The sequence below is a fragment of the Bradyrhizobium sp. USDA 4516 genome (assembly GCF_054055915.1).
The window spans coordinates 1,702,919-1,715,796 of sequence record NZ_JBSRXT010000001.1; the positions used below are offsets into that span (position 1 = coordinate 1,702,919).

General features: G+C 63.6%; 12 protein-coding genes. 8 read left to right on the plus strand and 4 right to left on the minus strand.

Features of this window, described 5'->3' with window-relative positions:
- Window positions 1-220: 220 nt before the first annotated feature.
- Window positions 221-2,518 carry a L,D-transpeptidase scaffold domain-containing protein gene (locus ACVI1L_RS08085; protein WP_456782634.1) on the plus strand — a complete coding sequence of 766 codons (2,298 nt, stop codon included), beginning with the start codon at window positions 221-223 and terminating at the stop codon, window positions 2,516-2,518.
- 265 nt (window positions 2,519-2,783) lie between these two features.
- A complete protein-coding gene (locus tag ACVI1L_RS08090; protein WP_253625391.1) occupies window positions 2,784-4,379 on the plus strand; it encodes a DUF882 domain-containing protein in 1,596 nt (531 codons plus the stop codon).
- 36 nt (window positions 4,380-4,415) lie between these two features.
- Here the strand turns inward: ACVI1L_RS08090 and ACVI1L_RS08095 are convergent, their stop codons facing one another.
- The 4 genes from ACVI1L_RS08095 to ACVI1L_RS08110 all read right to left on the minus strand — a co-directional run bounded on the left by ACVI1L_RS08095 (window position 4,416) and on the right by ACVI1L_RS08110 (window position 8,895).
- Window positions 4,416-6,179, minus strand: a complete 1,764-nt coding sequence (locus tag ACVI1L_RS08095) for an adenylate/guanylate cyclase domain-containing protein (RefSeq protein ID WP_076828030.1) — start codon at window positions 6,177-6,179, stop codon at window positions 4,416-4,418.
- Window positions 6,180-6,331: 152 nt separating this feature from the next.
- Window positions 6,332-6,604, minus strand: coding sequence for a DUF2312 domain-containing protein (locus tag ACVI1L_RS08100; protein WP_456782635.1), 273 nt, complete (start codon window positions 6,602-6,604; stop codon window positions 6,332-6,334).
- A 271-nt stretch (window positions 6,605-6,875) separates the two neighbouring features.
- A complete protein-coding gene (locus ACVI1L_RS08105) occupies window positions 6,876-7,178 on the minus strand; it encodes a DUF1244 domain-containing protein (RefSeq protein WP_456782636.1) in 303 nt (100 codons plus the stop codon).
- Window positions 7,179-7,215: 37 nt separating this feature from the next.
- Window positions 7,216-8,895: a recombinase family protein gene (locus ACVI1L_RS08110; RefSeq protein WP_456782637.1), complete on the minus strand. Its 1,680-nt coding sequence runs from the start codon at window positions 8,893-8,895 to the stop codon at window positions 7,216-7,218.
- A 430-nt stretch (window positions 8,896-9,325) separates the two neighbouring features.
- On the opposite strand from ACVI1L_RS08110, the gene ACVI1L_RS08115 reads away from it, so the two are divergent.
- From ACVI1L_RS08115 to ACVI1L_RS08140, 6 genes are all read left to right on the plus strand, one after another.
- On the plus strand, window positions 9,326-10,045 hold the full coding sequence (locus tag ACVI1L_RS08115; RefSeq protein ID WP_456782638.1) for a hypothetical protein: 720 nt from the start codon (window positions 9,326-9,328) through the stop codon (window positions 10,043-10,045).
- Between the two features lie 94 nt (window positions 10,046-10,139).
- Window positions 10,140-10,349, plus strand: coding sequence for a hypothetical protein (locus ACVI1L_RS08120; protein ID WP_456782639.1), 210 nt, complete (start codon window positions 10,140-10,142; stop codon window positions 10,347-10,349).
- Window positions 10,350-10,510: 161 nt separating this feature from the next.
- Window positions 10,511-10,765, plus strand: coding sequence for a hypothetical protein (locus tag ACVI1L_RS08125; protein ID WP_456782640.1), 255 nt, complete (start codon window positions 10,511-10,513; stop codon window positions 10,763-10,765).
- The gene (locus tag ACVI1L_RS08130) at window positions 10,747-11,736 is read left to right on the plus strand and encodes a helix-turn-helix domain-containing protein (protein WP_456782641.1); all 990 of its coding nucleotides are present in this window, start codon (window positions 10,747-10,749) and stop codon (window positions 11,734-11,736) included. Before ACVI1L_RS08125 ends, ACVI1L_RS08130 begins: the two co-directional genes overlap by 19 nt.
- On the plus strand, window positions 11,729-12,355 hold the full coding sequence (locus ACVI1L_RS08135; RefSeq protein WP_456782642.1) for a hypothetical protein: 627 nt from the start codon (window positions 11,729-11,731) through the stop codon (window positions 12,353-12,355). Before ACVI1L_RS08130 ends, ACVI1L_RS08135 begins: the two co-directional genes overlap by 8 nt.
- 4 nt (window positions 12,356-12,359) lie before the next feature.
- Window positions 12,360-12,716: a hypothetical protein gene (locus ACVI1L_RS08140; protein WP_456782643.1), complete on the plus strand. Its 357-nt coding sequence runs from the start codon at window positions 12,360-12,362 to the stop codon at window positions 12,714-12,716.
- Window positions 12,717-12,878 lie beyond the last annotated feature (162 nt).

The following is a 12,878-nucleotide window of genomic DNA, read 5'->3' on the forward strand; positions in this document are numbered from 1 at the left end:
CACAGCCCGGAGCGAAATCAGCTGCTTCGAGGTCAGTTTGTCGTGAGTTGCCCCGCATGGCGCTGGCTGCATGAGAGGGGCAAAGGTATCGTCTGCGTTCGTTGTGTGCAGGCGTGCGAGTCGATCGAGAGGCCGGCGCTTTCGCGCAAGCTATGAAACCAAATTCTGATTTGAACTGTTCCAGCTTGATGAGGGGCAGTTTCACCCAGGGGGTGTGACGATGCGTGACTGTTCGAACAACCGTCGAGGATTTGACCGCGTATTGATGGCCGTCGCGGCAACCTTCCTCACGGTGTCCGCGACCGCGGCCTTCGCGCAGGACACGCCGCACTCCAGCGCCTCGGAACTCGCGATCGACGCGGCGATCCCGCGCCCCGAACCGGCCAACGTGCCGCCCCCCACCGCAAGCGATTTCAAGGCCGACACCACCGCCGCGCTGCCCGATGCAGCCAAGCCGGCCGACGTGAAGCCAGCGGATGTGCACGCCACCGAAGCCAAGCCTGCTGAGACAAAGCCGGTCGACGCCAAGCCGGCAGAGCCGAGCGCGACTGCAAAGGCCGTCGAGCCGAAGCCCGCCGATGCCGTAACCGCGCCGGCGACGAAGCCCGCCGACGCGCCAAAGACCGATACCGCCGTCGCGCCGGCGGCGGCCACCCCCGCCCCTGCAACGGCCACCGCGCCTGCCGCAAGCCCCGCGCCTGCAACGGCAGCGGCGCCGACCACAGCTCCTGCTCCCGCGACCGCCGCAGCGCCGGCGGGCGAACCGGCGAAGGCGGCAAGCAACGTTGCTGCCGAGGATCAGCCGGTTGCCGACAAGCTGCGCGAACTGCTCGCCAGCAAGTCGCTGCGTAGCTTTGACCGCAAGAACGAGCGCGCAGCGGCCGAGAAGTTCTATTCGGCTCGCGAATACGCGCCGGTGTTCACCAAAGCCGGCAAGCTGACCGACGCCGGCAAGGGCGTCATCGCCCGCCTGAAGGACGCGGCCGCCGACGGCCTCGATGCATCAGACTATCCGGTGCCGGATTTCGCCGCGGCGACCTCGCCGGACGCGCTGGCCGACGCCGAGCTGAAGCTCGCCGCCAGCATGCTGGACTACGCCCGCCAGGCCCAGAGCGGCCGCATGCACTGGTCGCAGGTGTCGGCGGACATTCTCTATCCGGAGCACCCGATCGATCCGGCGGAAGTGTTCGCCAATGTGACCTCCGCCAAGGACGCCTCCGCCGCGCTCGACGGCTACAACCCGCCGCAGAAGCTCTACAAGGAGCTGAAGAAGAAGCTCGCCGAGTTGCGCGGCCAGGGCGACGGTCCGGTCATCACGATCGCGGACGGTCCGACGCTGAAATATTTGCCGGCGCGCAAGAAGCAGGCCGCGGTCGAGATGGACGATCCGCGCGTGCCGGACCTGCGCAACAAGCTCGGCATCACCGAGGATGCCGACAGCACCAAGTATGACGCGACGGTCGCGCGGGCGGTGGAGAAATTCCAGAGCAGCGTCGACCTCAAGCCGACCGGCGTTCTCGACGAGCGCACGGTGAAGGCGCTGAACAATCCGAAGCGCGACCGGCAGATCGATACCGTGATCGTCAACATGGAGCGCTGGCGCTGGCTGCCGCGCCAGCTCGGCGCCGCCAGTGTCGGCAATGCCTATGTGATCCTCAACATCCCGGACTACACGCTGAAGGTGATGCAGAACGGCGCGCCGGTCTGGACCACCCGCGTCGTCACCGGGAAGCCCGGCCAGCATGCCACGCCGCTTTTGACCGAGACGATGAAGTACATCACGGTCAATCCGACCTGGAACGTGCCGCCGTCGATCATCTACAACGAATACCTGCCGGCCCTGCAGCAGGATCCGACGGTGCTGCAGCGCATGGGCCTCAGGCTCGAGCGCAACCGCGACGGCTCGATCCACATTTCGCAGCCGCCGGGTGAAGCCAACGCGCTCGGCCGCATTCGCTTCAACTTCCCGAACAAGTTCCTGGTCTATCAGCACGACACGCCGGACAAGTACCTGTTCGCGAAGGACGAGCGCGCTTTCAGCCACGGCTGCATGCGCGTGCAGAATCCCGATCAGTACGCAGCCGTCCTGCTCAACATTACCGAGCCGAACCAGCACTACACGCCGGAGCGGATCCGCAGCATGTACGGTTCGAGCGAGGTCGACCTGAAATTCCCGACGCCGATCCCGGTGAACATCACCTACCAGACCGCGTTCGTGGACGATGCCGGCAAGCTGCAATTGCGCAGGGACGTTTACGGCCGCGACGCCGCCATGCTGTCGCTGCTCAGGAACGGCCGCGGCAAGGATCTCGAGACGGTAGTGGCGCACGCCCAGCCGAGCTACTCGCGTCCGCCGAGCAGCAGCCTGCCCGCCGGCGTCAATGTCGCCGGCGACAACGGCTTTGGCTCCTCCGGACCAAACTTCTTCGAGCGCCTGTTCGGAGGATTCGGACAGCCGGAGCCGCAGCCGATCCGTCGCGGGCAGGCCCAGCAGCAGCGCCGGGTGATCACCCGCTAATCTGCATTGCCGCCCGATTGGGATAAATTTTGAAGCAAAATCAACGATCTCGCTCAAAAGGCGAGATCATTTACGTTAACCATTTCGGGTCTCGGCCGGGGAGCAGGGCTATCTTTTGCCACAGTCGCCCAGTTAGTTAAGCCTAACTTGGGGGCGGGTCGGTAAACCTCGGTTAACCCTCCCGCTTTAAGAAAGCGTTCACCGTCTTCCGCAGGGGGTCTGCGAAAGATGCCGACCGAACGCTCGTCGACTGGGTGGGCTCATAGTGCTGGCTGTCTTCGCACGCCGCTGCAATCCGCTGTCGTTGCCTAAGGCCGGATACCAAGTCGGCCTGACTGCGCTATTGCTGTTGGCGGGCGCAGGATCGGTGCACGATGCCACCGCGCTGAACCAGACCCGCACCCTCTCCTTCCACCACACCCATTCCGGCGAAGACCTCACCGTCACCTTCAAGCGCGAGGGCCGCTACGACGAAGGCGCGCTGAAGCAGCTCAACCACTTCCTGCGCGACTGGCGTTCCCAGGATGAAACGGTGATGGACCGTCACCTCTTCGACATCCTGTGGGACGTCTATAACGACGTCGGCGGCAAGCAGCCGATCCAGATCATCTCCGCCTACCGCGCCCCTGCCACCAACGCCATGCTCCGCCGCCGCTCCTCGGGCGTCGCGCGCCACAGCCAGCACATGCTGGGGCATGCGATGGACTTCTTCATCCCGGGCGTGCCGCTGGAGCAGATCCGCTACGCCGGCCTCCGCCTGCAGCGCGGCGGCGTCGGCTTCTATCCGACCTCGGGCTCGCCGTTCGTCCATCTCGACACCGGCAGCATCCGCCACTGGCCGCGCATGACCCGCGATCAGCTGGTCAGGGTGTTCCCCGACGGCCGCACCGTCCATGTCCCGACCGACGGCACGCCGCTCAAGGGCTATGAGCTTGCCAAGGCCGATATCGAGCGCCGCGGCAATGGTGACGATGCCGCGACCATCGGCAAGCCGAGCCTGTTCGCGAAGCTGTTCGGTGGCGGCAAGTCGAGTGACGATGAAGACGAAGGCGCGGCCAGCGTGAACGACAAGCCCGCCGCCAACACCGTGGTGGCCGCCGCCGCGCCCGCCAAAGCCGCCGATCCGGTTCCGCTGCCGCGCGCCAAGCCGCAGTTCGCCGCCGCCATCCAGCTCGCCGCCGCCGACGCCCAACTCGTTCCGATGCCGAAGGCGAAGCCCGCGGTGCAAGTGGTGCAGGTGGCCGAGAACACCGCGCCGCAATCGCCTGCCGACATCATCAATGCCCGCGGCTTCTGGGGTGACGAGGGTGAGGCGCCGAAGCAGGCGTCGGCGGCGCAGATAGCCGCGCTGAAGGCCCGCGAGGCGGTCGGCGGTACCGATCCGCAGACCACTGCCAGCACGACAACCGAAAACTTCAACAAGGCGCTGGCCTATGCGCCTGCGGCGTCACCGGTCGATCGCGCAAACATCGTCGCAGCGACCGCGCCGATCCCGCGCAACGTGCGCCCGACGCGCAATGGTGCGGTCCCTAGCACCGAAATCAACACCGTCGTTGCCAAGGGCGCACCGAGCCAGGGCGTGATAACCACCTCCGCGCGGATCTCGGCTGCCAAGGGCAACGATATCTGGATGCGCGTGGTGATGCTGGCGCCGAGCGCCAGCAATGCCATGCTGACCACGGTGCTTGGCGACACCGACATGACCATGATGCGGGCTCATTTCGTGAAGCCGCAGGCCGCCGTCGTCATGACCTTCTCGGAAGATCCGATGATGGGCATGACCTGCGACCGCTTCTCGGGCTCGGCGACCGCCCTCCTGACGACCCAGTCCTTCGTGCTCCGCACCGCCTCGCTGCGCTGAGCCGCGCTTCTGCCGACAAGATAGCTTTCCGCCCCTTCAGGCCGGCAGCCCTGCCTTGAGCAGGCCGGCCTCGTAGCGTGCCCGATCGGGCTCATACTTGTAGCGCTGGGTTGTCAGATGCGCGGCAACCGAGAAGGTCGGCTCGCGCTTCAGCACCTCGGCGGCGTGGGCAGAGGCCGCCACCGTGTTGCCCATCTGCGCGAAGGTCGCCGCGAGGAAGGCATGATGGGTGTGGTCGGGGCGCGTGATGCGCGAGAACGCCTCGACGGCGTCGGCGTATTTCTCGGCGCAATAGCAGGCCCGGCCGAGATGGCTCCAGAAGCGCTCCGGATGGAACGGATTGAGGCGCATCGCCCGCTTGATCCAGTCGATGCCCTCCTCGGGCCGCCCGAGCCAGGTCAGGAGCTCGCCCTGCTGCACGACCACGAGGTCGTAGTTCGGGTTCAGCGCGAGCGCGCGCTCCTGGTGGAAGGCCGCCTTGTCGTGGTCGTCGCGGTTAAGGTTCAGCGCGGCGAGGATCCGGTGCACGTCACTGTCATTGTCGTCGAGCTTGAGCGCGATCTCGAGCTCTGCGGCGACCTGCGCCATGGTCGCGTCGCGGTCGGTGCACCAGTTGTAGACCCAGGTCTGGCCGAGCACGCAGGCCCGCCAGGCGTGAGCATGGGCATAGTTTGGGTCAAGCACGATGGCCCGCTCGAGCAGGCGCTGCGCCTCCGCGTTGTCGTCCCGTGCCGAGCGATGATGCAGCACCTTGGCGGCAAGCACGCACTCGTAGGCCGCCATGTTGTCGGTCGGCTTGCGCTTGACGCGGTCATGCGCGGCAGCCTCGACGCGCCCCGGCAAGGTCGCCACGATCGCGCGCGTCATCTCGTCCTGGATCGCGAAGATGTCGGCAAGCTCGCGGTCGTAGCGTTCGGCCCAAACGTGCCGGTCGGCCACGGCGTCGATCAGCTGCACGGTGACGCGGATCCGGCCGCCCGCCTTCCGCACGCTGCCTTCCAGCACATAGTCGACGGCGAATTCCTTCGCGACGTCCTGCACCTTCACGGCCTTGCCCTTGTACACGAAGCTCGAGTTGCGCGAGATCACCAGCAGATCGTGGAAGCGCGACAGCTCGGTGATGATGTCCTCGGTGAGCCCGTCGGCGAAGAATTCCTGCTCGGGATCGCCGCTCATGTTGACGAGCGGCAGCACGGCGATGGAGGGCTTCTTGGCGACGACAGGGGCGGCCACCGCACTCGGGTGCTCCGGAACGGGCCTGGCACCGGATTCGAGATGAACGCGAAAAACCCGGATCGGGCGCGCGATATTCTTGACGGTCTGGTCGCCGAGATCCTCGAAGCTCAGATCTTCCAGGCGATCGCCGACCTGATCGCGCACCGCGCCGGAAATGCAAATGCCGCCGGGCTCGGCCAGCGTCTCCAGACGGGACGCGACGTTGACGCCGTCGCCGAAGATATCGGCGCCGTCAACGATCACGTCGCCAAGATTGATGCCGATGCGAAACTGCATCCACCGCGCCGGCGCGACGTCGGCGTTGCGCTTCGCCATCCGGCTCTGGACCTCGGCCGCGCACAGCACCGCATCGACGACGCTGTGGAATTCGACCAGCAGGCCGTCGCCGGTGGTCTTGATGATGCGGCCGCGATTCTTGGCGATGGCCGGATCGATCAGCTCGATGCGATGGGTTTTGAGGCGCGCAAGGGTGCCCGTCTCGTCAGCCTCCATCAGGCGGCTATAGCCGACCATGTCGGCGGCGAGGACCGCAGCGAGCCGGCGCTCTGGTCCTGGCACGTCCATCTGAACGATCTGCCCGGTTACCTCACCGCCAGTGTAGCAAATCCCGTGATTTCACCCAAGCCTCGACAGGAGGCCTTCCAGGAGCATCGACCTGAGCCTTGGGGGGCTTGGAGCGCCTTGGCAAACGCCAGCAGGGGTGGCCGCTGGCCGCCTCAGAGCATCCCCAGCGCCTGCATGTAGGTCTCCAGGATGGTCTCCTGCTCCTGGCGCTCGTTCGGATCCTGCTTGCGCAGACGGATGATGGCGCGCAGCGCCTTGACGTCGAAGCCGTTGCCCTTGCTCTCGGCATAGACGTCGCGGATGTCGTCCGAGATCGTCTTCTTCTCTTCTTCCAGCCGCTCGATGCGCTCGATGATGGACTTGAGCTGGTCTTTGGCAAATCGCGTTGCGGACTCTTCCTTGACGGCGGCAGACGTGGTGGCCATCGCGCACTCCTGAACAGGCATTGAAATGTTACGCGAATACGCGCCTTGCGCACCGCTTGCTGCGGGCGACCCTCGATTTTGGCGCGCGTTCCGTCAAGGAAACATCGCGCTCATCCACAGCGCGCCCACAGGAGATGCTGGTCTTTCAGGTATAAACGTCATTCCGGGGCGATGCGGCAGCATCGAACCCGGAATCTCGGGATTCCCCGATGCGCAATTGCGCACCTGAGGTCTGGTGCTAACGCACCATCCCGGAATGACGTTGCTCGGCTTAATGCCCGCTTTGGGCTTTCTTCATCGCCGCGAGTTGCTCCGGCGTCGCGCTGCCCTGATACTTCGCCTTCCATTCCTCATACGGCATACCGTAGACCGCCTCACGGCTCTCGTCCTTGCTCACGGCAAGGCCCTTGGCGTCGGCCTCTTCCTTCATCCAGTTGGACAGGCAGTTGCGGCAGAAGCCGGCGAGGTTCATCAGGTCGATGTTTTGCACATCGGCGCGGTTGCGCAGGTGACTGACGAGACGCCGGAAGACCGCGGCCTCGAGTTCCGTTCTGGTTTTGTCGTCAATGCTCATGATCGTGATCCCGTGTGTCGCGCTCACCATATTGATATCAGGTGGGAATTGTCACATTTGCCACAAGCGGCATATTAACCCCCTGTTCCGCCAACATTTCTTTGACGCTTCGGGTCTTGGGGAATAGATCAACACCCAAAATCACCGAAAGCCGGGCCATTGGCGTAACCTCATAGGCATGCCGGCGCGGGGTAGGCTGGACCAAAAACCGATCAAACAAGCTCCGGAAGGCGCTCCGATACCGGGCGGCTTTGGTCGGGTCGGCGCCGATCCGTGCCGCCTCGCTCAAGGCGGCGTGCATGGCCTCAACATTTGAGGCGAGCTTGTCGATGGCCGTCGGATGTAGGGCAATGACGTTGCCCTCGGCCGCCGTCGCATCCAGCCTTGCCTCCAACGCCGCCCTCTCCGCTTCCAGTTTGTTAAGCCGCTCCATCATCGCCTTGACGGGCTCGTCGCTTTCGCCGATCGCGGTCACGTAGCGGTCAATCCGTACCGTCAGCTTGTTAAGCTGTTTTTGGGCTGTTGCCCGATCCGTCGAAATCTCCCGCTGCCGCTCGGCCCACCGCGCGTGATAGGCCCGGGTATATTCGATCAAGGCCTTCGGATTTGCGAGATTGGCTTTCATGCCGTCCAGCACCGCCGCCTCCAAGCCGGAAAGGTAGTAGCTCTTGCGGTGTGTGCATGTGCTCTTCTGGATTGCGGCGGCGCATGCCACCCGGCCGCCGCCCTTGGCCGTCACCTGATAGACCCGCATATTGCCGCCGCAAGCGCCGCAGCAAAGCATACCGGACAGGAGATGGTCCTTGTATTGGCCGCGCCGCACCCCTGCCCGCCGATCATGTCCAAACTTGCTGGCGCGCTGATCGCAAAGCGCGTGAACGCGATCCCATGTCGCTTCGTCGATGATCCGCAGATGCGGGGCGCTCGTGACGATTTGATCGTCCGGATTTGCCTTCCGCTGCGTCCGCTTTCCGGTTTCGGGATTGCGGATAGTCCGGTTCGAATTCCAAACAATCGTGCCGGCGTAGAGCTTGTTTCCGAGCATTCCCCGCCGCCCCTTCATGCCGCCGACGAAAGTTTGGTGGTTCCAGTGCTTGCCGCCGCCCGGTGAGGGGATGCCCTCGCGAGTGAGATCGGCTGCGATCTGGCGCGCGGGTTTGCCGTCCGCATACTCGGCGAAGATGCGCCGCACGATCGCGGCCTGCGTCTCGTCTATCTCGCGCTCTCCCGGTTTGCCAGGAATGCACCGATAACCATAGGTGAGCGCGCCGGGGAATTTTCCTTCGCGGGCGCGGCCACTGTGATGGCGGCGAACATTGTCGGCCAGATTTTTCAAAAACATCGAATTGACGAGGCCGCCGACGGTGGCGTGGACGTCGGTGACCGCACCGTTCTGGTCAAAGATCGTGATGTCGTTGAATTTGAGCCGCTTGAAGATCGCGGCGGTATCCTCCGGATCGCGCGACAGGCGCGAAAGGCTCTCGGAAATTACGGCATCAAAGGCGCGCTTCTTCGCGGCGGTCATCAACGCGAGCAGACCATCGCGCTCGAACATGCTCGCGCCGGACTTGGCGCGATCACTGAACACCTCGATGATCCTGTATCCCTCTCGCCGCGCAATTTGCTCGCAAAGCGTAACCTGATCGTCGATCGATTTGTCTCGTTGCAAATCGCTAGAAAACCTTGCGTAAATGACCGCCGCCTTTTGCTTTCCCATCTTCTCGCCCGCTGGTTCGGTTGTGCAATCGATCCCAATCTTCGTCCGCTGCCATCCGCCCTAGCTCTGCCGCCAATTCGAGCCATTGCTTTTCGTGGCTCGGGTGGTCGAGGCTTCGGGGATCGGAAGGATCAAGTGGCCGGATGATCCCTTTGGAACTACGCATCACTGAGCCCGAGGTCTTGCGGGAGATTTCGTGATAGAACAATGGGGAGGCTAAGCGCCGACCCTGTCGACGCTTTTTCGATCGGGGCTATGCCGCTCCGGCGTCGGCCGGACCAATATCGCCCTGCTTCACGTAGGACCGGAAGGTTAGTCGATCGGCGGAATTCCCCCGGGGGTTTAACCTTCGGCCCTCCATCCCCGGCTCGTAGCTAGATGTTTCCCGACGGGCCTAGCGGTAACGCTACGGCGCGCCCAAATTGCCGGGATGGCCTATGACTTGCCCAGCAAACACGAACGGGGAACTTCGGACGACACAGGTCGTGGCGCGGATGAGTTCAGGTCCAGACTTGCAATCGTGGGCGGCGTGACGTTGTCGCCCTACATCACGATCGAAAACTCTCAGCACGTTGCCGACGTTCTGAAAGCCTTCGGTCCTCGCAGCCGCTCGGACATTGAACAGATCGTGATGGCCGTCGACTGGATGGCGATCCGGTACTCGGGGGCGACAACGAAAGGGCTACCAATGAAATTTGAGCATGCCGACAAGCTGCTTGCTCAAGTTGAAGCTCACTTTGAGAAAGCGCTGGAAGCATGGCAGCAAGCCGCGATGCTCCACCCAGCGATACACTGGTCAATGATTAACGCAGTCTCGCCGAAGGAACGCAGAACGCGAGAGAGGATCGGCCCCACTCAACCGCTGAGAGATGCTCTGCTCGGAGTGCAAAGGTTGCGTGATCCGAAGCGCTATCGGATCATTTACCGCCAGCCGGCGGGTCAGAGATCGCCCGAGCGTGAGTTCCTGTGGGAACCGCTTTTCGATCTGCTAGACAAGTTTGGAATTGGCGCGCGAGACTTCGGCAAATACCAACCACTCATGACCACGGTCAAAGCACTGCACCGCGTTGTCGGAATTGTCCCGCCAGCTAAGGATCGTTTTGAGCAAGCGCGACGGGCACGGATAAAGCGGGCGAGCGAGACTGGTTAAGCGCGGGGTCAAAACGCCTTAAACGTTTAACCTTCTATCTCAGTAGCAACTAGCGGACTTTCTTCGGCACGATCAGTAACCGAAGAAAGATCACATGACGACCGCAACCAATCCCCTCACCTACCATGACGAGCCACCGCGCTCGCCGCGCCTGGGCTATCGCATTTCCGAATGGAGCCGGATGACTGGCACCAGCCGCGTGACCACTTGGCGAGCGATCCGCAGCGGCGCGCTCAAGGTCATCGACTACAACGGCATCCCGCTCATCCCTGACAGCGAGCGCATTCGTCTTGGGTTCGCTTAGCCGCGCAAACCCAATGCAACGACGCCGCTCTGCTCTGTAAGAAGCAGCAGCGGCGCCAACTTTGATTTTCCGACCGGATGGATCGGGCTCGCTAAGTCCCAACAATTTAGGCCCGGTCGCCGAAGCCCCGCAAGGGCCAAGGGAAGTATCGGACTATGAAAATGAAGAAGCTTCCGTCACGTCAGCGCGCCGTCGATGCAGTTCTCGCCGCCATGCGGCATGGTGTGAACTTGCAACTCACTCTTGGGCGCAATGGCGATCCAAGCTGGGACCTCTCCGACGGGACGCACGTCCCCGCCGAGACTGCCAAGCAGGTTATCGTGCACTATCAAATCGAGCCGTGTGGTGATGCGCTGTTTGAGGGCGTGTTCGCCCAAACCTATCGGCATCGCTCTCCATGGCCGAAGCTGACTTGAGCGGCATGGCGCGCGCTGAGACCGACGAAATCGGTAACAAGGCCGGGTATATGCGCGGCCTGTTTCTCTGGCTGCGGCAGGTCGCCGTCGATCGTTCATTGCCGCCGCTGGCGCTCAATGTTGCAGTGATCCTGGCGCAGCACGTCGGCCAGCGCACCGGTGACGCATGGCCGAGGCAAGAGACCATCGCGAATGCGCTCGGGATCACCGACCGCACGGTGCGCCGGAACGTGACCAGTCTTGTCGCCCGAGGGCATCTCGATGTCGTTGGCTCGGGCGGCCGCGCCAAGCCGAACTCCTACAGGCCGATCCTGAAAAACCCGACGCGCGCGTCAGGTAATGGCGCTGAAAACCCGGACGGCAATAGCGTCCACCTTTCCGACCAAAACCCGGACGCCAATAGCGTCCGGGTATCTGATCAGAAACCCGGACGCGCGCGGTCAGTAAACCCGGACGCGCGTGGCAGAAACCCGGACGCGGCGCGACAGAAACCCGGACGTACAGCGTCCGCACAAGAACTACCCAATGAACTACCCATAGAACTACCCAAGGGAACTACCCAATACGCGCGTGCGCGCGAGAGTGATCACCGCAATGGCGTTGACGAGAGCGATCACTCAGGGAAACCGCGCGGGAGCCAGCTTCGCGTCAACGGCGAGCAGCACGCCGAGGGCTTCGACGAGTTCTATCGCACCTATCCGCGACACGTCGCACGCGGACAGGCCGAGAAGGCCTACCAGCGGATTGTCAGCAGCGGCGCGGCAACGTCGGCCGAACTGCTAGCGGGCGCACAGCGATATGCCGCCGCACGCACCGGCGAACCCGAGCGCTTCACCAAGCATCCGGCCACATGGCTAAACGGGAAATGCTGGCTCGACGAGCCGGCCGCACGTCCCGAAACACCCGCCGAGCGGATCAAGCGGCAATGCGGCCTGCTCGGCAATTCTGACGAGGAGACGGAACATGAATGAGATCGTTCGCAAGTCCGACGCAGGCGGCGCGCGCAATCGCCGCGCAGCGGTCGGGGTCGAGATGATCGTCGCGGCGCAGAGCCGGTTCGCGAAGGGCGAGCCATCCTCGCTGAGTAACAGTCTGTGGAACATCCTGACGGACCCGCCCGGACGCAATTCGGAGAGCTACGTCCGGCAGACGCTCGCCGAGGCCGAAGAAATGCTTGAGAACCCGGAGTACCAGCGGCTGCTCGCCGGTCTGAAACCCGCCTACGTTCGTCCGACGGCCGCCGAGATCAAGCAGCAAATCGGCGTGCTGCTGCTGGCCTTTGGCGTGAAGGACATCGATTTGGGGGACTTTATCGAGATTGCGGCGGCCGAGATCGCGACGACTGATCCGCCTGTCTTGCGCCTGCGGCTGGCAATCGCATTCCGCAATCTGCGGCGCACCGCGAAATTCAGGCCGTCCATCTCCGAAATGCTCGATGCTATCGACGAGATCAATCTGTGGCATGTCGGCGCGCTGCTGCGATTGCCGGATCACGTCAAGGAGGTGCGCCTGCGGCTCGCGCGCGGCGACTTCGCGCAGCGCCGCGTTACGCAAATTGCCTACGACGGCGCTCCTGACGACGGGCTATAGGGCCATGACGGCTCGGCTCGATCTCAACTCGCTCACGGCGGACGATCTCGCCGAACTTCGTGACGCGCTGCGCACCCGGCCGGGCGAACGCAGCCCGGAAACGAAGGCGGCGCTCCGGGCGAGCGACGCCGCGATCCGCGAGTTGACGGCGTTCTATCACGGCCGAAGCCGGTGGGCGGTAGCCGGTGAGATCGCCAGTGCGCTCAGCCGTTACAGCACGTCGGAATGGGTCAGGACGAAGGCCGACGAAACATGCAGGCACCGCGATCGGAAGCGGCAACTGATCTGGATCGCCCTAAAAATGCGCGGCGGGCGTGCACCGAGCGCGTGGTTGATCAATAATATCTTGCGCTCGTCGTAGCTGCTCCATGGCGGGCGACAGCGGCAATGGATCGGCCGGTGGATCGGCCTTCCCGGGCGAAATTCACCCCATTCGCGGGGAGAATTTCTTCATCTGACGTGCGGGTCACCTTTCGACGTTTCGAGCGCGCCCGATCTTTGGAGCGAGCTACCCGTTTTCGCT

Coding starts and splice junctions, on each gene's coding strand:
- ACVI1L_RS08100 (WP_456782635.1), bottom strand. CDS start 6,604: ATGGCCACCACGTCTGCCGCCGTCAAGGAAGAGTCCGCAACGCGATTT.
- ACVI1L_RS08140 (WP_456782643.1), top strand. CDS start 12,360: ATGACGGCTCGGCTCGATCTCAACTCGCTCACGGCGGACGATCTCGCC.
- ACVI1L_RS08115 (WP_456782638.1), top strand. CDS start 9,326: ATGGCCTATGACTTGCCCAGCAAACACGAACGGGGAACTTCGGACGAC.
- ACVI1L_RS08130 (WP_456782641.1), top strand. CDS start 10,747: ATGGCCGAAGCTGACTTGAGCGGCATGGCGCGCGCTGAGACCGACGAA.
- ACVI1L_RS08105 (WP_456782636.1), bottom strand. CDS start 7,178: ATGAGCATTGACGACAAAACCAGAACGGAACTCGAGGCCGCGGTCTTC.
- ACVI1L_RS08085 (WP_456782634.1), top strand. CDS start 221: ATGCGTGACTGTTCGAACAACCGTCGAGGATTTGACCGCGTATTGATG.
- ACVI1L_RS08095 (WP_076828030.1), bottom strand. CDS start 6,179: ATGGACGTGCCAGGACCAGAGCGCCGGCTCGCTGCGGTCCTCGCCGCC.
- ACVI1L_RS08120 (WP_456782639.1), top strand. CDS start 10,140: ATGACGACCGCAACCAATCCCCTCACCTACCATGACGAGCCACCGCGC.
- ACVI1L_RS08110 (WP_456782637.1), bottom strand. CDS start 8,895: ATGGGAAAGCAAAAGGCGGCGGTCATTTACGCAAGGTTTTCTAGCGAT.
- ACVI1L_RS08135 (WP_456782642.1), top strand. CDS start 11,729: ATGAATGAGATCGTTCGCAAGTCCGACGCAGGCGGCGCGCGCAATCGC.
- ACVI1L_RS08125 (WP_456782640.1), top strand. CDS start 10,511: ATGAAGAAGCTTCCGTCACGTCAGCGCGCCGTCGATGCAGTTCTCGCC.